This is a genomic window from Vibrio sp. QJM3NY_26 (assembly GCF_057786005.1).
Genome location: NZ_CM173515.1, coordinates 122511 through 143214, shown reverse-complemented (window position 1 = coordinate 143214; position 20704 = coordinate 122511). Strand labels below are relative to the sequence as shown.

Sequence of the window (20704 nt, the reverse complement as noted above, 5' to 3'; positions counted from 1 at the left end):
TCAAAACATCATGTAATTAAAAATCAACAACTTACAATTAAATTAAGACATATTGACAGGTTTAAGGCGACTTAGGCTTACATCACGTGTGAGAGATCTCGCACAAAGCGGATATCACAAACGGAAATTCGACTTCTGACAGGATAATTACACAGCCAAAGCTAGAAAAAGCGTACGCTCACCCCCATGTATTTGTCATGATATTAAATAAGAGATTCATCGGATGAGCCAAGCTATCTGTCGACTGATTGCTGAAGAACTGAATGTTCGTTCAGAGCAAGTCACCGCCGCAGTAAACCTAATTGACGACGGTAACACCGTTCCCTTTATTGCCCGCTACCGTAAAGAAGTCACGGGTGGCTTAGACGATACCCAACTACGTAACCTTGATAGTCGCCTTTCATACCTTCGCGAACTTGACGATCGCCGCCAAACGATTCTTAAGTCGATTCAAGACCAAGGCAAACTCACGCCAGAATTAGAGCGTGATATCACTCAAGCCGACAGCAAGACGCGCCTAGAAGATCTATACCTGCCATACAAACCAAAGCGTCGTACCAAAGGTCAGATCGCAATCGAAGCAGGCTTAGAGCCACTTGCCGATACACTTTGGAATGAACCACAGCACGATCCTGAAACCGAAGCCGCTAACTTCATCAGCAGCGATAAAGGCATTGCTGATACCAAAGCGGCACTGGATGGTGCACGAGCGATCATCATGGAGCGCATTGCTGAAGACGCAAACCTACTTGAAAAGATTCGCCAACACCTCACGCGCAACTCAGAACTCGTTTCACGTGTCGTGACGGGGAAAGGACAAGCAGGCGAGAAATTCAAAGATTACTTCGAACACAACGAAACACTCAACAAAGTACCTTCACACCGTGCGCTTGCGATGTTGCGAGGCCGAAATGAAGGCTTCCTAACGCTGGCAATGAATGCTGACCCAGAGCAAGAAGAAGGTGTACGTGGTTCTTACTGCGAGAACATCATCTCTGATCACTACGGTATTACCCTGAGCAGCGCTCCTGCGGATGCATGGCGTAAGCAAGTGATTAGCTGGGCATGGCGCATCAAGGTTTCTATGCACATGGAAACTGAGTTGATGGGCGCGATGAAAGAACGCGGTGAAATCGAAGCGATTGAAGTGTTCGCAACCAACCTTAAAGACTTGTTGATGGCGGCACCGGCTGGCCCTCGTGCAACCTTGGGCTTGGATCCGGGTTTACGCACCGGTTCGAAAATCGCCGTGGTGGATTCAACGGGTAAGGTTCTAGCAACAGAAACCATTTACCCTCACCCACCACAGAAGCAATACGACAAGTCTGCGCACGTGGTTGAGCAGATGGTTCGCCAATACAATGTTGATTTGATTGCGATTGGTAATGGTACGGCTTCACGCGAAACAGACAGCTTTGTTGCTGATGTGATTAAGCGTGGCAACCTTACAGCACAAAAAATCATTGTTAGCGAAGCGGGCGCCTCGGTTTATTCTGCTTCTGAGTTAGCAGCGAAAGAATTTCCAAACATGGATGTATCGATTCGTGGTGCGGTGTCTATTGCGCGTCGTCTGCAAGATCCACTGGCAGAACTGGTGAAGATTGACCCTAAATCGATCGGTGTGGGCCAATACCAACACGACGTGAGCCAAACTATGCTCGCTAAGCGCCTAGATGCGATTGTCGAAGACTGTGTAAACGCGGTTGGTGTTGATGTGAATACGGCCTCTGCCGCCCTGTTAACTCGTGTTGCTGGCCTTTCTAACACCATCGCTCAGAACATCGTGGACTTCCGTGATGAAAACGGTCGCTTCGAAGCGCGTACAACACTCAAAAAAGTCGCTCGTTTAGGGCCAAAAGCGTTTGAACAGTGTGCGGGGTTCCTAAGAATCATGGATGGTAAGAATCCACTAGATGCATCTTCAGTTCACCCAGAAGCTTACCCATTGGTGAAAGCCATCGCCGAGAAGAACCACAAAGACATCAAGTCTCTGGTGGGTAATACAGGCTTCTTACGTGGTTTACATGCGGTTGATTACACCAATGAGAACTTCGGTGTACCTACGGTAACCGACATCATCAAAGAGCTGGATAAGCCGGGTCGAGATCCTCGTCCTGAATTCAAGACAGCAACCTTCGCCGATGGCGTAAATAGCATGTCTGACCTAGAACCCGGCATGATCTTAGAAGGTGTAGTTTCAAACGTAGCCAACTTTGGCGCCTTCGTTGACATTGGTGTTCACCAAGACGGCTTGGTGCACATTTCAGCGCTAACCGATCGTTTTGTCTCTGATCCTCATGAAGTCGTGAAAACGGGGGAAATCGTCAAAGTGAAGGTGATGGAAGTCGATGTTCAACGCAAACGTATTGCGCTAAGCATGCGTATGAAAGATGAACCCGGCCAAGACAACCGCGCACAACGTTCAAGTGCACCTCGCACGCAAAACCGCCAGAATCAAAATTCGCAAGGTGGACAACGCCGCCGTGAAGAACCGCAACAAAACGCGGCGATGGGTGGTGCTTTTGCCGCTGCCTTTGCTAAAGCGAAGAAATAATAGGTCAATGAAACGACTGCGTGTCGCGAAATAAATAGCCTGTAAAAACAGAAAACCTGCATCCCTTAGGGTATGCAGGTTTTTTTATTATGTGTTCAAAAAAGACATCGAAGTTTGGTTGGGTCATAAGTTTTCGATTTATAACACGACCAGCATTCCTGATGGAGCATGAGGCGCAACAGCATGACCATAATGATATTTTATGACCTTACGTCGCTTCTCCATCTGTCCCTCTTGAATCGCCGCATCTAAAACATGCTTTGGCAGGCGGAAACGCATGGTATAACCTTTTCCTTGATCGGCACTGTATGTTCTCAGTGCCAATAAGCTGAACAACCTATCAAAAGGATCTTGAGGCTCTTCTTGGCTAATCGAATTGGCCTCTGACTCGTTCTCCATTTCATAACCAGGATGGTCTGAAGGATCCCAAGCCGACTGCTGCCTTCGCTTATCGTCCGGTTTTACCTTTCGCTCTGCATTGGTTTTCGCCAATGCTACGGCGGGAGCGACAGGTTCTCGAACTCTATTATCACGCGCAACTTGCTCTGTTTGCACATTAACGGATGGGGCGATCAGTGGCACACTCACTGCAGTTGCAGGTGACACAATCATCGCGAACTCCTCAAGAATCGCCCATCGTTATTGCTATAACGCTGTTGTACTGTGAGTCAGCACAACAGGCATAGCCCAACTTACCGCAATCAGCTCAGGAGAGAGTTAGGTCTGAGTATCATGCAACGCCTTGGTGTTATACCAATCGTAGTAAATAACTGCTCATCCTAGCTTGTTAAAATGCTCGATAACGGCGTTAGAACTTTTGATTGTAGAATAACTACTTATCAAAAAGCTCAGCCTTGTTCTCAAGCCTTTTTCCTACGCTATTTTTGAACACTTACTTACTGTGATTGGTATTAGGTTATATATCGACCAAGCCAGCGATAAATTTAGCGATTATTTTCGCGCGAAGCTGACCAGTTCACTGCAAAAGGCATCTGCTTCAGTCATAAAAGGCGCATGTGAAGACTGAGTGAAGATGTATTGTTCGGTATGAGGTAAGGCTTTGCCCAAGTCTTTTGCAACCTTGATTGGCACAAGCCCATCTAATCGACCGTATAAACGCAGCATAGGCACAGAGATCTGCGGTAATTGTTCACGGAGGTCAACGTCTGACAGCATTTTCAAACCCGCTAACAAAGAATCAGGATTCGGTAGCGGACGAGACAGCACCGCTTGCTTGAGCTGTTTGACATCTTGTCTTGCAGAAGGGCTGCCCATGGCTTGCAATGCCATAAAACGTTCGATGGTGGTTTGAAAATCTTCAACCAACTGTTCTGTGAATGCGGTTAATACGTTTGGCTGAATACCTCGCCATAATACGGGTTCTTTTGCGGCTGCGAATTTAGGAGAACTGGCGACAGTCACCAATTTGCTTACGTAATCTGAGTGATGGAGAGCCATGTGCGTCGCGACCAACCCACCGAGTGACCAACCCACCCAAATCGCTTGCTTGGGCGCGTCGACCAACAGTTGTTGAGCAATCTCTTCAAGATCTTGAGCGTGGCTGTGAGCACTGTGTCCATACCCTGGAAGATCGACAACATGCACTCGGAAGTCAGCTTCTAAAGCAGTAACCGTTTGCTGCCATACGGCACCATTCATACCCCAGCCGTGAACCAGAACTAAATCAGGTCCTTGCCCTGAAACATGCCAATATAATGCGTCACTCATTCTCAATATTCCCTACTTTTTCCATCAGCAATAACCTGTATTTTTCAGTATGGTGAGCAAAAGGAACACCATAACCCAAAAGCATCACAAGCTATGTTATCCGATTGGCTTCAAAAACACACACCACGTCTGGTCACACCTCAATGCCACTTATGCAAGCTAGATAAGTCGCACAGCGATGCTCACCCTCGATGGTGTGATTCTTGTCTTAATCTCTTTGAGTCAGTTCCTCGTTGCCAACAATGTGGCTTGAAAACACTGACGATCGTCGAACAGTGTGGTCAATGCTTATCTCAACCTCCACCTTGGCATCGTCTCTATTGTGTTGGGGACTACACCTTCCCAACGGCACGTTATATCCAACAGATGAAATACGCCGATAAGTTCTGGTTTGCTCGTGATCTGTCGAAACTGCTAGCGTCACGAATTCAACATCCAGCAACGTTGATTACCAGTGTTCCTTTACATTGGACTCGATACATTCATCGAGGCTTTAATCAGAGCCAGTTATTGGCACATTACACAGCTCAGGAACTGAACGTTAAAAATACGGTTTTATTTCGACGTTCTCACTCAACACCTTCACAACAAGGATTAACCAAATCGGCAAGACAGAGCAATCTCAAAGATGCTTTCACGCTGCATAATACGAATTTCTCAGCGATTGATTACCCTCACATCGCGATAATTGATGATGTTGTAACCACAGGCAGTACAGTGTATCAATTATGCCAATTACTACTTGAAGTGGGCGTTAAAAGGATTGATATTTACTGCATCTGCCGCACTCCTGAGCCCTCTGGATAATTGCTGTGAATCGCTACTTGTACAGCAATCCAACAAAAAAGGGCTGAATTACAAATCTGACAGGAGTAGAATGGCGCTAATAACCTACAAATCTACTCAGGTATTCGTCGTGTCAAATATTACTATTACAGAAACAGCTCAAACTCACTTTGCCAATCTGCTGTCACAGCAGCCTGAAGGTACAAACATTCGTGTGTTCGTGGTAAACCCAGGCACACAAAACGCTGAGTGTGGTGTTTCTTACTGCCCAACAGATGCTATCGAAGCGTCTGACACTAAGCTTTCTTTCGACGCTTTCTCGGCATACGTTGATGAGCTAAGCCTACCATTTCTAGACGAAGCTGAGATTGACTTCGTAACTGATAAAATGGGCTCTCAACTCACGCTAAAAGCACCAAACGCTAAAATGCGTAAAGTATCAGACGACGCAACTCTGATAGAGCGTGTTGAGTATGCAATCCAAACACAAGTGAACCCACAGCTTGCTGGCCACGGCGGTCACGTTAGCCTAGTAGAAATCACTGACGAAGGCGCAGCTATCGTTGCATTCGGCGGCGGTTGTAACGGTTGTTCTATGGTTGACGTAACGCTTAAAGAAGGCATCGAGAAAGAACTTCTTCAACAATTCGAAGGTGAATTGACGGCCGTTCGTGATGCAACTGAGCACGATCGCGGTGAGCACTCTTACTACTAATCACTTTACGACTAAGCACTCATGCAGTCTTAGCCAGTAGAAAGTTAAAGATTCAATCAAAAGGTTGATGCGCAAGCATCAACCTTTTTTTTATGTTTAAAACAGCAGAGCACTTCCGAACCGTCTATTTCTCGTTCAATGCTAATAATGACGGGCGAGTTACCATTTGCAGTAAGGTATTCAAGTGATCGCAATCGGTTCCTGATCCAATAATTCCAGGATATGAAAACTCGGATCTAGGAACTCAACTCTATTTCCCCTATATTAGAATGACTTTATAAGAAAGAATTCCAATGAGCTAAGGAGCGAGCGCAATGACAAAAAGGACCAAGCCAGAAATTTTGGCTCAACAAACTGTCGCTCAATCAAAACTATTCTCTATCGAGTCTCTCGATTTACGCTTTTCAAACGGTGAAGAGCGCACTTACGAACGCATGAAGCCCAGCGGTCGCAACGCAGTAATGATGGTTCCGATTACTGAACAAGGCGATATTCTGTTAGTTCGTGAATACGCAGCAGGCACAGAGCGCTATGAACTCGGCTTCCCAAAAGGGCTAATTGATCCCGGTGAGCAGCCCAATCAAGCCGCCGTTCGTGAACTAAAAGAAGAAATTGGCTTTGGTGCCAACAAGCTTACTCCTCTAAAAGAAGTGATCCTTGCACCCTCTTATTTCTCTAGCAAAATGACGCTGTTTATCGCAGAAGAACTCTACCCAGAAAAACTAGAAGGTGATGAGCCAGAGCCACTAGACATTGTGCGCTGGCCACTTGCTCAAGCCGAAGAACTGTTAACGCATCTCGACTTCTGTGAGGCTCGCAGTATTACAGCCCTACTATTAGCCCTTCGTGTATTAAACAATAATTAGAACATTCAGGCTCGCTCGAAGAGTAAGAGAATATTTATGCCAATAACAAAAGATTTGTCTCACCTCCTACCCTCTATCATTGAGATTGCTCGCTCTGCAGGCCAACTCATCTTAGAGATTTACGAGAAAAAGGATTACGAAGAGTTCACTAAGAGTGATGACACTCCAGTAACCAGTGCCGATCTTGCAGCACATAAGCTGATATTAAAAAAACTCAGTGAATTGACGCCTGATATTCCCGTATTATCCGAAGAAGACGCCGACATCAGCCTAGAGCAACGCTCTCAATGGGATCGCTACTGGTTGGTTGACCCACTCGATGGCACGCAAGAGTTCATCGCAAGAAGTGGCGACTTTGCAACAATCATCGCCTTAATTGAGCATAACAAGCCGGTAATGGGCGTCGTGTACGCGCCTGTTTCAGGTGTGAGCTATTACGCTTACAGTGGCAAAGGCGCTTGGAAGATCCCAGACCTCAATGACAATGTAAAAATCAAAACGCATCGTCACGAGCTACCAAACCAGTCGATCGCGATGGCAATCAGCCGTCGCCAAGACATCAATCGCATCACTAACCGTATGAGCTCTGATTGGAACTACGACTTGGTTCCTCTAGGTTCAGCAGCGCTTAAAGCATGTTTAGTCGCAGAAGGTGCTGTGGACTGTTATCTACGTATTGGACCAACCGGAGAGTGGGATACCGCAGCAACGCAATGTATTGTTGAAGAAGCGGGAGGCCGAATCCTAAGCACTCAACTCGAGCCGCTTTCTTATAACGAACGTGAGACACTAGAAAACCCGAATTTCATTGTATTAGGTGATGCTGACTTGCCTTGGTCAGAAATATTACAAGGTAAATATTAACTTTATCTAAAGCACCGCTATCGATGATGTGGTGCTTTTTCTTCTCAAAACCCGGAACCAAAATAACAATTCCATCAATAAAAACTGACTATTTTATCATTATCATTCATAAAGTTAAGTAGCTCAAAGTTCTTATTTATATCACATTTGTTTCATTGACAAAGTTTAGACCGCCCGATAAAAACATTCCTTGTATGTATCTATATTAATTTCATATATCACAAGGATATGTTAGTGAACGTCAATGCTAGGCTTACTAAAAAAACTCTGATTGCTACGTCCGTAGCTTCTATTTTACTTTCTGGTTGTGGGAGCGATAGTGGTTCTTCAGATAGTTCATCAAATGAGGGGGCAGTACAGAAAGACGCGTTCATTTCTACGTTAACTCTCCCTGTTGGTGATTCGGAATGTACTAATGGTGGCTTGAAAGTTATTGCTGGTTACGATGATAACGAAAATAACGTACTAGAAGATAGTGAACATGTTTCCAACAAAACCATTTGTCACGATGGAACAAATAATACCCAGCAAGAAGGTAGCGATATCTTCAATCAAGCTCTAGTGTCGGTTGCTTTAATAGCTAAAGCGGACACCAGATGTGATGCAGGAGGGCAACTTGTTACTCTTGGGGTAGATACTAACAATAATAGTATTCTTGATAACAGCGAAGTTCAATCATCAGAAGTATTGTGTAGTATCGGGGCTGATTTCGCGCCAAGTGCCGTAATCAACTCAATTACAGCTAATCCGGCCATTGTTGCTGCAAGCGCACAAACAACGCTAACCGCAACCATCAGTAACCTTCAATCGAGTGATAAAGTCACTTGGTATAACGGAAATGGGGATGAATTAACCACATCCGACCCACTCCAAATCACTGTTCAGGCAGGAGCTGCTGTCGGCCAAGAGAAGTATCAACTCAGCATTGAAACGACCAACGATCAAGGTCAAATCGTACTACAAACCAAAGAGATCATCATCACCGTCGCGGAAGCTCCTGCGCCAACACAGTCTGTCGTTCTCGACAGCCAACAAGTGTTCTTACCTGAAGGTTATACAACCAGTGCTCTTACTGGTGATGTAACAGGTACTATTATCTACGCTGAGCCTGTGACTACCGTTGCGGCCGCTTCGACAAGAAGCTCACTTCCAACACCAGATAACACTGAGCTTGCAGGGTTTGTTGCAGAGAGAGGGGCATTAACGGGACAAACAACAGCTCAAGAAATCCTTGTTGCTGGGGTTAGTGCTTTTGCATCTAAACTAAATAGTGCCCAAGTAGTACAAACCTCTCTAACCACTTTGGAAAATGGTGATGTTAATGCAACCTACAAGATCACATTACGAACTGGGTTAAAACTCACGGACATTCTGAATACTCTAATAAATCAAGTAGCCGTGAATAAAGTTGGGGGGACAGCAAGTGCCCTAGTTCCTGCGGCTTCTGAAGTAATACAAACTGAGTACCAACTTGATATTACAACTAGCTACAACAAGGTTGCAGACAGTGCAGTTATTACCAGTACATTGGTGCAGAACGACAAGGTTTTGAATTACTCAGATCTGATTGTCTCAACGACATCGGAAAGTATCCAAGCATCTAAAGATGCAACACTGCAGTTGCAAAATGATACGTTTACCGCTCTTGATCAAACGACTTCTAAAGCAGATTTCCTATTTGTCATCGATAATTCAGGCAGCATGGGCAATGAGCAGCAAGCGATCAGTGATTTGACTGTAGCCTTTACAGACACAATTCAAAACGCGGGTGTGGATTTCATGGTTGGTACCATTACAACAGATTCAGATGAACTGCGTGGGAATGGATTTACTAATGACTTAGTCCAGATTGCTGAAGATTTTAAACCTGGTACCAGAGGGAGCGTTACGGAACGTGGGATATATTACTCTGAACTTGCACTCCAAACCGATGGAACTGTAGAACTTGCAGGATACCCAAGATCTGGCGCTTCACTATCAGTCGTAATCATGAGTGATGAACCCAGTCAATACAAACAGTACAACACTCCAGAGTTTGATCCAAACAACAACTTATTCCTTGATAACGGCTATCGAGTTTACTCTATTGTCGACCCATCAGATGCAGCTCGCAGCCAATATGATGACCTTGCTACATCGACTCTAGGTAAGACCTTAAATATCAATGTTACTTCTGAGTACAAGGCGTTTGTTGAGGTGATGGCCCAAAATGCTGGGGCTTCAAGTGCTGGCTATAAGCTTTCTAAAGCTGAAGCACAACATATTCTTTCATCATCGATTCTAGTCACCGTTAACGGCACGAAAGTAAACCGTAACTCTTCGAACGGTTGGCAATATTACCCACTATCTGAGTCTATCGTATTTACAGGGGCAGCTATTCCGACACAAGGCTCTGATATTGTAATTGCTTATCAATATGTAGATGACGCAAAGTAACTATTAGTCCATAAAGAAAGGGCGATAGAATTTCATTCTATCGCCCTTTCTTTTACTCGTTCACTTTTAAAAAAGCACTAAAAACGACCTTGATAAGTAAATTGGTATTTACCTTGGCTATCAGGGTTGCCCAACCACTTAAGCTGACTCTGCATTGCTGGCGGGAATTCAGCGCCTGGCTTAAACCACGCCGCTGATGTGTAGCGTTGATTTGGCGTTAGGCTCGCCGAGAACTCGCTGTCTACCTGATCGCTCTTCTGAGCGCCTTTGGCTGCAATTGTGTTGTCTTCACAGGTAATATCCGCAATTACAGGACCAAGGTCTAACGAACCCACTGGCGAGTCGACTGCTGCACCAGACCAAGCAAGCGTACCTTCACCTGATTGGCACCAAGGTTGAGCATGAACCGCATGCTTGATCGTCAGTTCAACTTGCCCTGCAATAGACACTGGCACTGGGATAGCCGGCGCATATTTCATCACGTTGCTGGCTGGCATTGATGCCACTAAGTTTTCCGCGTAAGCACCGCTCATGCTATACCCGACACGTCCTTTTCCTGATAAGTTCATGTCGCTGTTACGGCCAAAGCGAACCGCAAGTTCTGCTTTGGCTTGGAATAGTTTAGAGAACTGGAAGTCCCACTGCACTGAGCCGTAATTGACACGCTGCCACGCGATATTGTTAGCGCGACCTTGCCAAACGGTGCCCTCAACGCCTTCAATGCTTAAACCACGCACGACGGGTGCATGCTTGAGAGCAAAAGCGGCAGGCAAATGCAGCAACAAGCTTACCGAGAAAAAAACGATAAAAATGACGCTGAATAACAGGCCATATTTGAAAGATAAACCGCGTTTCACATTAACCTCGTTTAAACTGTAGTCGGTTGATCTCAATAACCCCAGGGCTATCAGAGCGATCAATATCCATAAACTCAACCTCAACACCCTGCTTTTCTTTCAGGTATGTCAGCCAGTCAACGAACTTATTAAATGGCACAGGCTTAATCCAAACTTGCAGCATCTCACCGCGTGGTTGCACGCGTATCAGCTCGATGTTAAAACGACGCATAGAAGCAGGCACAGATTGGTTCAAAGGCTGACTGGCACTGATGCCACCACTGCCTCGTAGTTCAACCACTTGATTGGCTTTGTCGGTTACCCAAGCCAGAAGTTGCTTCTCACTTTGAATGCGGCTTTGTGCAAGCTCGGCTCGTTGGCTAAGTGGTTGTATTAATCCCCAATAGACAACGCCCAGTATCAATAAAATAGAACAACCAATAACTAATCGTTGTTCCCGCTGACTTATTGAAGTCCACCACGCTTGGAGTGGTTCAATCATATTTCTCATCACTGATCTCCTTACGCAGGTTATTGATGGGGTTTAAGAGTAAAACTGCCAAATACGGCATCGCCATTACGGTTCAATGGCCCTTGCTCAACGACAAACTTCTCTTCGAGCTTCACCCTTGCGGTCTCAAAGTGTTGGAAGTCAGAACTTTTCGCCTGCAGTCGAACCTCAGAACGGTTGCCATCGTAGCGAATGCTTTCAACTTCGATCGTCTTCACTTGCCCTAAGGTTTCAGGCAGCAAAGCTAACCAACCAAGTAAGGAATCACCTTCGCCTGAACCACCGTATTTTTTGGCTTCGTCGCTCATCTGACGCTTGAGGTAACTCACGGTCGGAATGCGTTGTTTACCAGGCAGCACCGCTCTAAAGATACGCTCACTCTCCATGCGGTAGGCTTGTGCTTGCGCTTCGTATTGCTGAACCTTCAACACTTGTTGAGTCACAATCACGGCCACCAGCAAACAAGCAGCAATCGCCACTTTCTGCCAAACACGCCAATATTTACTGAATGAAGATTTGGTTTTAAAGGTGCCAGTCAGTAAATTTACGCCGCTTGTGATCGCTTGCTGACTCAATAAAGACATCACCAACTCGGCAGGCTTTGCTTGCCACTCGAGACCGCTTTGCTGTTGAACGTCGTCGCTCGGCATCGCGGTATAGCTGAAGATAGTCGTCGCTTGCTCTTCCTCACCAGCGACAATCCAGTCACTTTTCAGGAACATCGGTAACCATGCTTCACTGATCGATACAGCTTGATAGTGACCTTGACGTTGAGAGTTACCTTGACGCAATAGCCAATGTTGGTCGATCTGTAGTGCACTGACGCCTTGTTCTTCCAAAGGCACTGCTAGCGTATCTGGTAGCACCTTGCGGAAGATTATATTGGCTTCGCGAAACAGGTCTAAAGCTTGTTTTAACCATTCACGATCCACACCACACACGGTAGCGTGAGTGGCATCTTTATCTAAAATGGTCAGGTGTAAGTCTTCGATATCTTGTGCGACTTCGTCTTCTAACAAAAACGGCAGCATAGAGTCGAACTGGCGAGCAGCACCTTTCGGGATCTCAACACGCTTAATTAAGCATTCATTTCCCGGCAATAAAGCGATACAGCTGCGCTTCTCAGCGTAAGGCGTTAACTCGTCAAGCTGTTCCCAGCTAGACAGTTCACCGCTTGCTATCACTTCTTGTTGGCTTGTCGACCAAACTAACCACTGCACAGGGCTCTGTGGTTCGCTACTCAGTCGAACGGTCAGAAACTCGCTCACTGATTCCTCCAAAACGACGGCGTACTACCGTCACTGTTTCTCGATTACTACTATAGAAAAGCGTCCGTATACGTACACGTGACTGCTCAACTAATACCTCTGCATCTAGCTCAAAATAGGCGCTATCTACAGTTAAATATGCTTTCGCTTTTTTACTGACTTCGGCACTCACACCAACAATGGCAGGTTCAGCCATGAAAGCATCTACCGTATCCCAACCATCAAATGGGCGTTTGTCTATCAGCTGTTTGGCATCCGATTCACTTAAGCCGGGCGCAAACATCGCTTCCAATAAAGGCGCTTGCTTTTCCGTGAGTGTATTCACGTTCAAACGGAAATCATCGGTTGGCAGAGCACAAACAAAGGGACGAACCTTATTCATCACTTCACCAGTGACCTGATAAACCGCTCGTAGCTCCGATTCATCAGCCATTAAGCCATTCGCCGCTAAATAAGAGGGCTTCATCGCTTCATACGTGCTGTCTTCTACGCCAGACGAAGAGGTGGTTCGTGTATCAACATCAACAAACTCCCACGTTGAATTTGCGATAACCTCAGCCTGATAAGGATCAACGTCTTGGTTTTCCAGTAAGGTTTGCCAAACCGTGATTAAATAAGGAGCCTGGTTACTTGAAGTGGTCGTCACTCCGGCTAAGGCATTAAGATTAAAGCAAGCCTGTGCATCCACGATACGACCTTTGACTTGGCCATAATCCAATGGGTATACCTGCTCTTCTAACGCCCATGGTTGGCTTAGGTTCACCGTATCACTGTCTTTGTAACTTTGCCTAATACCGTCTTGCACCAACGCTTCTACACCAATGCTATACCAGTAAGCCTGTTGGTAATTCAGTTGGTTGCCAACGCGCTTGAATTGGGTAAACAAACGCTCGGACATACTGCCCGCAATGGTGGCCATGATAGCCAGTAGCATCAGGATCACGATCAGTGCCACACCACGCTGCTTACGCCCTAAGGCAGAGCTTCTCTTAGTAAGGCGATTGATTCGATTAGCCATTATTCCCCTCACTATTTGAAGAGTCATCAGCGTCATCGGCTTGGTCTAACGTACCACTTGGCGTGAGATAAACACGTTCTATCTCACCATAATCTTTCAAAGTCAGCTTTAGTCTTACCGCTTTAGGCAATGATTTATCGGTTTGCCACTCTTTACCCCAACGACTGCCATCATAAAACTCAAATTCCAAGCTTTCGACATCATCAAGCAGAGGAGTAATTACGCCTTGCTGGCCTGCTGGTGTATCGGGATAGCGCCACCACACTCGCTCAAGCGTTTCTTCTTTGAGGCGGTAACCCACTTTCGTCACCTCACCTCGAGGAAACTGCTGTTGCGGGTTATGCCAACCAAGGCGAGTAAACATGATGCCAATACTATCGGAATCCAGTAAATACTCTTTCATTAAAATCAGCTTAGATGATGCTTCTTCACCGTTGGTACGAAATTTTCGCACCGCCATCTGGCGAAAATCATTATCTAAAATGACTAAACTGCGTTGCAGTTGGTTCAAACGAGCACTGCGCTCAATCGAGATCTCGTTGCTTCGCTGCACCTGATTAACCACCTGATAAGCCGCCATACTTAACGTGGCAAAGATAGCGATCGAGACCAAGACTTCAATTAAGGTAAAGCCTCTCCCTTTGGAAGATAGACCTTGTTTACGCGGCGTACGCTTATTTGCCGACATGCTTTTAGTTAGCGACACGATCTTAGTTAACCACATTCTCTTAATTAACCACATAACTGCGCACCGTAACGACTGGAGACGCTTTCTTGCTGGTTGCCGCACTCACATCAAATGCCTTTAACAAATCATCACTTGTATCGATGGGAGTCACCTTCCAGAACCACTCTCTTCCCGCTAACTCTTGCGTGCCCTGCGCTTTTTTTAACTTCTCAGGATGCAGCATGACTAAGGCCATCTGATTATCAACGACCATCGCCGCGAAGGTCTTTTCTTCGAGATAACTGAGTGTATTGATGTGCTGAGTAACAGCACGAATCACACTGATCGCCGCCGTCGCAAAAATAGCCAGCGCAACTAATACTTCAAGCAGAGTCATTCCTCGAGAACCAAGAAGCATACTGCGAGAACGATAAGGAGAACGGTTATTCTTCTTCATCTTCTTCTCCCGGCTCAAGTAATCGAATCTCACCATTATCCAACACTCGAATGCGCCAACCATCTTGTATTGTGTCACCCGTGTTAGGGTAAAACGACAATACAAATGGCGTCATTTCAGCACTCGACAAGATGTAGACCTGTGGTGGCTTGGGCTTCTTTTCCTCTTCCAGATCCGCAAACATGTCTTCATCAAATAAGCTTCCCGGATTAAAAAGACGATCATCGTCTTCCCACGCGCCACCACCTAATGTCAGCGACAGTGCCAGTTCTTCCGGTAATTCAGTTGAAGAAGGGATCTTTTCGAACTCAGTTTCTTGCCAGCCATCAGACTTCAAAGTCATCAGAACGTAAGTCGATTTTTTTTCATCAACACGAACACCAAAATCTAAGCCACTCAAAATAGCCTCTTCATTGAGTAGCTGAATTCGCTGATAAAAGCTTTGAGCGTATTTTTTAGCAACATCTTTGCTATTGGTAGGGATGGTCGAGATCACCGCGACCGCCGATACTGACAGTAATACCAACACCAAAAGAATCTCAATCAAGGTGAAACCTGGCTGTGTTTGCTTAGTTTTCACCTTGTAGACTCCATTTTTTGCGTACTACCATCAATAACGTATCAAGCGACAATAACGAATCAAACAACAGGAACGTATCAACCGACAACAAGCCGAAGCTTATTGGAAGTCCTGCATGTTCCAGTTGCCGATATCCGCAGCAATACCTTCACCACCTTCTTGACCATCAGCGCCAAGAGTGAAGATATCAATTGTGCCGTTATCGCCAGGACTTAGGTATTGGTACTCGTTACCCCATGGGTCGTTAGGCAGACGCTTGATGTAACCACCGTCACGGTAGTTACGAGGCTCTGGGCTGCTTGGCTTAGAAACTAATCCATCAAGGCCTTGATCCGTTGTCGGATAAACGCTGTTATCCAGTTTGTACATGTCGAGCGCGTTCTCTAGCGCCACGATATCAGTGATGGCTTTTTGTTGATCCGCCTTCTCTTTGTTGCCCAACAGGTTAGGCACAACAAAACTTGCTAAAACACCAAGGATAACGACAACAACCATGACTTCTAATAGGGTAAAGCCTGACTGTTTCTTCATTTTATTTTTCATTATTTTCTCCAAATTACAGACAGCGAGTTGAAGGTAATGATGTCCTTCGTCTCGATAATCCAAAAACTAACGTCCTATGAGCGACTGATTAACCGCTCATCAAATTGTTCATTTCAAGCATCGGCATCAGCGTCGCCATCACAATGAACAGCACTAAGCCTGCCATCAAAGCGATAAGGGCTGGGGTAAAAATGCCTAAGGCGATGTTTACGGTCGACTCAAAACTTTGGTCTTGGTTATCAGCCGCTCTTGTCAGCATCTGCTCCAACTGGCCACTCTGCTCACCACTGGCGATCATATGCAGCATCATCGGGGGAAAGAGTTTGGTTTGATCAAGCGCTTTACGCAGGCTTGCCCCTTCTCTAACGCTGTCTGATGCCTGCAGTACTTGCTGTTTCACGTGATGATTCGACATCACATCTACCGCGACCTTCATCCCTTCAAGGATAGGAATCGCACTAGAGGTACAGATAGAAAGTGTTCGTGCAAAGCGAGAGGTGTTGATCCCTTTCGCTATCTTGCCGATCAACGGGATGCTCAATAATTTGCGATCCCAGCTCATGCGAACGCCCGGCTTTTTCAGCGCAGTCTTAACCAACACAATCACACCAATGGTCAACACCAGTAATTGGATGCCCCAATTCTGGATAAATTCACTCGATGCTAATAAAAATTGTGTCGACTGAGGAAGCTCTTGTCCCATTTGGATAATAGGCTCTACGATCTTAGGCACTACCGTTGCCAGTAGGAACGACACAATCGTCACCGCAAACACCACCAGCACGATTGGGTAGATCATCGCTTGCAGCAACTTAGAACGCATCTTCTGACGGTTTTCTGCGTAGTCAGCCAATCGTTCCAATACCGCATCTAGGTGCCCTGACTTCTCACCAGCAGCAACCATGGCTCTGAATAGCTCATCGAAGATATGGGGATAATCAGACAAGCTGTCGGCTAACGAGTAACCTTCCGTCACCTTAGAACGTACTGCCAATAACATGGTACGAATACGTGGCTTTTCGGATTGTTCAGCCACCGCTTTCAAGCATTCTTCCAACGGCATACCAGATTGAACGAGCGTTGATATTTGACGAGTAATAAGCGCAAGATCAGGTGTACTGATGCCGCGTTTAAAGCTGGTCGATGGCTGAGCACCTTTTGCTGTTTTTGCTTTAGCCTCGGTCATCTCAACCGGCATCAAGCCAAGTTCTTTGATTCTTTGGCGAGCCTGACGAGCATTATCTGCTTCAATTGAGCCTTTTTTACTTTTGCCTTTGGCATCCAGTGCTTTGTATTCAAATGCCGCCATACTAGACTTCCTTGGTCACACGCATCACTTCTTCTAGGGACGTTACCCCTTTCAGAACTTTGCTCAAGCCATCATCTCGAATACTTGGTGTTGTGCCACGAATTGCTTTTTCAATCGCCTGTTCACCCGCTTCACTGTGAATCAACTCTTGTACTGAGTCATCAATCATCAGCAGCTCATGAATACCGGTACGGCCTCTGTATCCCTTATGGCCACACTCTTCACAACCTTTGGCATGGTAAAGCGTCAGGCTTTCTTTCTTCTTCAACCCAAACAGTTTCTTCTGCTCTTTATCGGCTTCATAAGGTTCTTTACATTCGTTACATAAAGTACGAACCAAGCGCTGAGCCAAAACACCCAGCAGCGAAGAAGAGATTAAGAAAGGTTCAATGCCCATATCACGCAGACGCGTGATCGCACCGATTGCTGTATTGGTGTGAAGGGTCGACATAACTAAGTGACCCGTTAAAGAAGCTTGAACAGCGATCTCAGCGGTCTCCAAATCACGTATCTCACCAATCATAACCACATCAGGATCTTGACGAAGAATGGCACGTAAGCCTCGCGCAAAGGTCATATCAACCTTAGGGTTCACTTGTGTTTGACCAATGCCATCGATATCGAATTCGATTGGGTCTTCAACGGTTAAAATGTTTCGTTCATTACTGTTTAGTTCTTGTAGACCAGCGTACAAGGTCGTCGATTTACCTGAACCTGTCGGGCCGGTCACCAAGATAATGCCGTGTGGGCGCTGAATCAGCTTACGGAAGTTTTCATGGTTTTCTGCTGTCATACCTAAACTGTGCAAGTCTAGACGAGTGGCGTTTTTGTCCAACAGACGCATTACCACACGCTCACCGTGCGAAGAAGGCATGGTTGAAACACGAACATCAACCGCTCGGCCACCAATACGCAGAGAAATACGACCATCCTGTGGCACGCGTTTTTCCGCAATGTCCAATTTAGCCATAACCTTGACACGTGAAACCAATAACGGAGCCAGTTTACGGCTTGGCGCTAAAACATCACGCAGCACACCATCAACACGGAAACGAATCGACAACGACTTCTCAAAGGTTTCGATGTGTATATCCGAAGCACCCTCTTTGATCGCCTCACCCAGCATCGCATTGATTAACTTGATGATTGGTGCATCATCTTCTGATTCAAGTAAGTCTTCGTCTTGAGGCAGTTCTTCCGCTAGTGAGAAGAAATCATCACTATCAGCACCAATGTCTTCCATGAGCTGACGAGCTTCTGAAGAGTCACGCTGATAAGCATCGGTCAGTTTTTTATCAAACTCATCGAGAGTAATCGCTTGTGGCGTGAAACCATTTTTCACCACTCGATTCACTTCAATGATCGCCGCCGATTTCAGTGGCTCAACATAATAAAGTATCGGTGCGCGCTCTGGATGTTGATACTCCAACACCATCTTATAGCGATTCGCAAAGCTAAACGGCAAGCGCTGATAAGTACTTGCCGCCCCTACCAATTCAGCCATTATTCTTGTTCCATTTGATCGATGAAGGCTTGAATTTCCGCCGGGTGATTCATGTCGGCACCAAATTTAGGCAATACCGGGATGTTATCGTCTGCCATTAATTTCAGTCCTTGCTCAGCCTTGTACAACTGCTCAGCACGGATGAAGTTGTATTTACGCTGCGTGATACCATCGGCTGTCATACCATCACGAATAATGGTTGGTTTGATGAAGACCATTAGGTTCTTTTTCTCAACCTGAGTACTGGTTGATTTGAACAGGTGCCCTAGAACAGGGATATCACCCAAGAACGGCACCTTAGATTCACTTTCCAATGCTCGCTCGTCAATCAGACCACCCAACACCAGCATTTGACCGTCTTGAACAATCACTGACGTATTTAACTGACGCTTAGCAAAACGCACATCAACCGCACCATTGGCGCCTAATACGTTCGATACTTCTTGTTCTATTTGCAGCTGAACCGAGTCACCTTCATTGATTTGTGGCACCACTTTCAGCTTGATACCCACTTCTTTACGTTCAACCGTTTGGAATGGGTTGTCGTTGCTTGAACCTGCGGTCGAGCCAGTTAAAACAGGCACCTCTTCACCCACAATGAACGACGCTTCGCCGTTATCCATCACGGTGATACTTGGAGAAGATAGGATATTTGAATTTGAATCGGTTGCTACCGCACTGATCAATGCAGTCCAGTCGCCCATCACTACGCTCATTGCGGCGCCATTAACGCCAGAAAGTGCAGAAGCTAAAGATGAGTAGTCACCGGATTCGGTCACACTATAAGGGACTCGATTACCATTATTGTCAGTGTAGTATTCAGTACTCGTTTGATCTTTTGCTTCTTCCAAACCAACCATTACGCCGCCAATCGATGCACCAGTGTTGCTGTACTGAATCATGGCACCCGTTTCTAGGTTACCCCATTGCACACCAAGATTAACGCCGTCGCCTTCAGCCATTTCAACAATCAGAGCTTCAATCAAGACTTGAGCACGACGAATATCCAACTGTGCGATCACATCCTGCAGCGCGTTCATAATGTCCGGCTGAGCGGTAATAACCAGAGAGTTGGTATCGCTGTGAGCGGAGATCATCACTTGGTTGCGTTGCGATGAGCTGCCTTTGGTTGAAGATTGCTTTTCTGATTGCAGGTTGTCCGACACGCCTTTAAGCACATCGACTAAGTCTTCTGCTTTTGCATACTTAAGATAAATAACTTGGTTGTTGCCTTTGGTCGCCATTTCAACATCAAGCTGTTCAATCAGCCTTCTTAAACGGCTACGTACTTTAGGGTCGCCTGAGATAAGAATCGCATTGGTACGCTCATCAGCAACTAATTTAGGTTGTAGGAAGGCAGGTGTGTTTTTAGCATCTGTGGTTTTGCTTAACGCATCAACAATACGTACCATTTCTGCCGCAGAGGCATTCTTTAGCTCAACGACTTCAATCTCTTTATCACCCGCTTGGTCAACGCGCTTGATGATTTCAGCTAAACGGTTTACTACCGCCGCTCGGCCCGTAATAAGGATGATGTTGGCTGGGTCGTAATGCACAACGTTACCCGCACCTGCATTGTCGTTTAGTTGACGAAGCAGAGGAGAAAGTTCACGTACTGAAACATTACGAACCGTCACAACACGTGTCACCACGTTGTCGCCTTTGATCGTGTCACTGTCTCCAACGACTGGAATTGCTGATGTTTTCGAATCCTTGGCTTTGATGATCTTAAGAACACCTGAGTCCATTTCGACAACCGCGTAGCCATACACTTCCAATACGTTTAGGAAGAAGCTGTAATATTGCTCTTCATTGAGTACGTCGTAGCTGCGTACATCGATTTTTCCGCGCACCGAAGGGTCAACGATGATCGTCTTCTCTAGGTTACGACCAACAATATTAATAAACTCTTGAATATCAGTGCCTTTAAAGCTGGCACTAAAATCACTCGCGATGGCTGCGGGTGTGCAGATTAAGCTTCCTGCCAATAACCATGCACTTTTCTTAAACCAATGCTTCACGTACTTCTCCTACACTTTCGTCCTTCGTTAGACGCAAAGTT

At 46.0% G+C, this 20704-nt stretch carries 19 protein-coding genes; 6 read left to right on the top strand and 13 right to left on the bottom strand.

Features of this window, described 5'->3' with window-relative positions:
- The first annotated feature begins 223 nt into the window (after positions 1 to 223).
- A complete protein-coding gene (locus AC3CH4_RS00625; protein WP_488543140.1) occupies positions 224 to 2554 on the top strand; it encodes a Tex family protein in 2331 nt (776 codons plus the stop codon).
- 138 nt (positions 2555 to 2692) lie between these two features.
- Here AC3CH4_RS00625 and AC3CH4_RS00620 read toward each other — a convergent pair whose 3' ends face one another.
- Together AC3CH4_RS00620 and bioH are read right to left on the bottom strand one after the other, a co-directional pair.
- Complete coding sequence (locus tag AC3CH4_RS00620) at positions 2693 to 3166, bottom strand: hypothetical protein (protein ID WP_004735616.1); 474 nt, start codon at positions 3164 to 3166, stop codon at positions 2693 to 2695.
- 339 nt (positions 3167 to 3505) lie between these two features.
- Positions 3506 to 4282 carry a pimeloyl-ACP methyl ester esterase BioH gene (gene bioH / locus AC3CH4_RS00615; RefSeq protein WP_065207350.1) on the bottom strand — a complete coding sequence of 259 codons (777 nt, stop codon included), beginning with the start codon at positions 4280 to 4282 and terminating at the stop codon, positions 3506 to 3508.
- Positions 4283 to 4375: 93 nt separating this feature from the next.
- Here bioH and AC3CH4_RS00610 point away from each other — a divergent pair, with 93 nt between their 5' ends.
- From AC3CH4_RS00610 to AC3CH4_RS00590, 5 genes are all read left to right on the top strand, one after another.
- Positions 4376 to 5089, top strand: coding sequence for a phosphoribosyltransferase family protein (locus AC3CH4_RS00610; RefSeq protein WP_372244866.1), 714 nt, complete (start codon positions 4376 to 4378; stop codon positions 5087 to 5089).
- Positions 5090 to 5198: 109 nt separating this feature from the next.
- Positions 5199 to 5783 carry a Fe-S biogenesis protein NfuA gene (gene nfuA / locus AC3CH4_RS00605; protein ID WP_171328894.1) on the top strand — a complete coding sequence of 195 codons (585 nt, stop codon included), beginning with the start codon at positions 5199 to 5201 and terminating at the stop codon, positions 5781 to 5783.
- Between the two features lie 314 nt (positions 5784 to 6097).
- Positions 6098 to 6649 carry an ADP compounds hydrolase NudE gene (gene nudE / locus AC3CH4_RS00600; RefSeq protein WP_017094150.1) on the top strand — a complete coding sequence of 184 codons (552 nt, stop codon included), beginning with the start codon at positions 6098 to 6100 and terminating at the stop codon, positions 6647 to 6649.
- 36 nt (positions 6650 to 6685) lie between these two features.
- Positions 6686 to 7513 carry a 3'(2'),5'-bisphosphate nucleotidase CysQ gene (gene cysQ / locus AC3CH4_RS00595; protein ID WP_488543139.1) on the top strand — a complete coding sequence of 276 codons (828 nt, stop codon included), beginning with the start codon at positions 6686 to 6688 and terminating at the stop codon, positions 7511 to 7513.
- A 228-nt stretch (positions 7514 to 7741) separates the two neighbouring features.
- The gene (locus AC3CH4_RS00590; protein ID WP_488543138.1) at positions 7742 to 9949 is read left to right on the top strand and encodes a DUF7151 family protein; all 2208 of its coding nucleotides are present in this window, start codon (positions 7742 to 7744) and stop codon (positions 9947 to 9949) included.
- Between the two features lie 77 nt (positions 9950 to 10026).
- On the opposite strand, the gene AC3CH4_RS00585 is transcribed toward AC3CH4_RS00590, so the two are convergent.
- From AC3CH4_RS00585 to gspD, 11 genes are all read right to left on the bottom strand, one after another.
- Positions 10027 to 10806: a type II secretion system protein N gene (locus tag AC3CH4_RS00585; protein WP_488543137.1), complete on the bottom strand. Its 780-nt coding sequence runs from the start codon at positions 10804 to 10806 to the stop codon at positions 10027 to 10029.
- Between the two features lies 1 nt (position 10807).
- Positions 10808 to 11296, bottom strand: coding sequence for a type II secretion system protein M (locus AC3CH4_RS00580; protein WP_017081685.1), 489 nt, complete (start codon positions 11294 to 11296; stop codon positions 10808 to 10810).
- Between the two features lie 20 nt (positions 11297 to 11316).
- A complete protein-coding gene (gene gspL / locus AC3CH4_RS00575) occupies positions 11317 to 12564 on the bottom strand; it encodes a type II secretion system protein GspL (RefSeq protein ID WP_488543136.1) in 1248 nt (415 codons plus the stop codon).
- Positions 12533 to 13582 (bottom strand): type II secretion system minor pseudopilin GspK, encoded by a 1050-nt coding sequence (gene gspK / locus AC3CH4_RS00570; protein ID WP_488543135.1) that lies wholly within the window; start codon positions 13580 to 13582, stop codon positions 12533 to 12535. Before gspK ends, gspL begins: the two co-directional genes overlap by 32 nt.
- The gene (gspJ, locus tag AC3CH4_RS00565; protein ID WP_488543134.1) at positions 13575 to 14324 is read right to left on the bottom strand and encodes a type II secretion system minor pseudopilin GspJ; all 750 of its coding nucleotides are present in this window, start codon (positions 14322 to 14324) and stop codon (positions 13575 to 13577) included. The genes gspK and gspJ overlap by 8 nt, the downstream gene beginning before the upstream one ends.
- Positions 14311 to 14706 (bottom strand): type II secretion system minor pseudopilin GspI, encoded by a 396-nt coding sequence (gene gspI / locus AC3CH4_RS00560; RefSeq protein ID WP_171312285.1) that lies wholly within the window; start codon positions 14704 to 14706, stop codon positions 14311 to 14313. Before gspI ends, gspJ begins: the two co-directional genes overlap by 14 nt.
- Positions 14693 to 15286, bottom strand: a complete 594-nt coding sequence (gene gspH / locus AC3CH4_RS00555) for a type II secretion system minor pseudopilin GspH (RefSeq protein WP_017079328.1) — start codon at positions 15284 to 15286, stop codon at positions 14693 to 14695. The genes gspI and gspH overlap by 14 nt, the downstream gene beginning before the upstream one ends.
- A gap of 99 nt (positions 15287 to 15385) precedes the next feature.
- Positions 15386 to 15829 carry a type II secretion system major pseudopilin GspG gene (gene gspG / locus AC3CH4_RS00550; protein ID WP_009848023.1) on the bottom strand — a complete coding sequence of 148 codons (444 nt, stop codon included), beginning with the start codon at positions 15827 to 15829 and terminating at the stop codon, positions 15386 to 15388.
- 88 nt (positions 15830 to 15917) lie between these two features.
- A complete protein-coding gene (gspF, locus tag AC3CH4_RS00545; RefSeq protein WP_004735600.1) occupies positions 15918 to 17138 on the bottom strand; it encodes a type II secretion system inner membrane protein GspF in 1221 nt (406 codons plus the stop codon).
- A 1-nt stretch (position 17139) separates the two neighbouring features.
- The gene (gene gspE / locus AC3CH4_RS00540) at positions 17140 to 18642 is read right to left on the bottom strand and encodes a type II secretion system ATPase GspE (RefSeq protein ID WP_488543133.1); all 1503 of its coding nucleotides are present in this window, start codon (positions 18640 to 18642) and stop codon (positions 17140 to 17142) included.
- Complete coding sequence (gene gspD / locus AC3CH4_RS00535; protein ID WP_017086960.1) at positions 18642 to 20663, bottom strand: type II secretion system secretin GspD; 2022 nt, start codon at positions 20661 to 20663, stop codon at positions 18642 to 18644. The genes gspE and gspD overlap by 1 nt, the downstream gene beginning before the upstream one ends.
- Positions 20664 to 20704: the final 41 nt, after the last annotated feature.

Excerpts from the sequence above, each read along its gene's own strand:
- AC3CH4_RS00625 (WP_488543140.1), top strand. The coding sequence starts at position 224 with ATGAGCCAAGCTATCTGTCGACTGATTGCTGAAGAACTGAATGTTCGT.
- AC3CH4_RS00620 (WP_004735616.1), bottom strand. The coding sequence starts at position 3,166 with ATGATTGTGTCACCTGCAACTGCAGTGAGTGTGCCACTGATCGCCCCA.
- bioH (WP_065207350.1), bottom strand. The coding sequence starts at position 4,282 with ATGAGTGACGCATTATATTGGCATGTTTCAGGGCAAGGACCTGATTTA.
- AC3CH4_RS00610 (WP_372244866.1), top strand. The coding sequence starts at position 4,376 with ATGTTATCCGATTGGCTTCAAAAACACACACCACGTCTGGTCACACCT.
- nudE (WP_017094150.1), top strand. The coding sequence starts at position 6,098 with ATGACAAAAAGGACCAAGCCAGAAATTTTGGCTCAACAAACTGTCGCT.
- cysQ (WP_488543139.1), top strand. The coding sequence starts at position 6,686 with ATGCCAATAACAAAAGATTTGTCTCACCTCCTACCCTCTATCATTGAG.
- AC3CH4_RS00590 (WP_488543138.1), top strand. The coding sequence starts at position 7,742 with ATGTTAGTGAACGTCAATGCTAGGCTTACTAAAAAAACTCTGATTGCT.
- AC3CH4_RS00580 (WP_017081685.1), bottom strand. The coding sequence starts at position 11,296 with ATGAGAAATATGATTGAACCACTCCAAGCGTGGTGGACTTCAATAAGT.
- gspK (WP_488543135.1), bottom strand. The coding sequence starts at position 13,582 with ATGGCTAATCGAATCAATCGCCTTACTAAGAGAAGCTCTGCCTTAGGG.
- gspJ (WP_488543134.1), bottom strand. The coding sequence starts at position 14,324 with ATGTGGTTAATTAAGAGAATGTGGTTAACTAAGATCGTGTCGCTAACT.
- gspI (WP_171312285.1), bottom strand. The coding sequence starts at position 14,706 with ATGAAGAAGAATAACCGTTCTCCTTATCGTTCTCGCAGTATGCTTCTT.
- gspG (WP_009848023.1), bottom strand. The coding sequence starts at position 15,829 with ATGAAAAATAAAATGAAGAAACAGTCAGGCTTTACCCTATTAGAAGTC.
- gspF (WP_004735600.1), bottom strand. The coding sequence starts at position 17,138 with ATGGCGGCATTTGAATACAAAGCACTGGATGCCAAAGGCAAAAGTAAA.
- gspE (WP_488543133.1), bottom strand. The coding sequence starts at position 18,642 with ATGGCTGAATTGGTAGGGGCGGCAAGTACTTATCAGCGCTTGCCGTTT.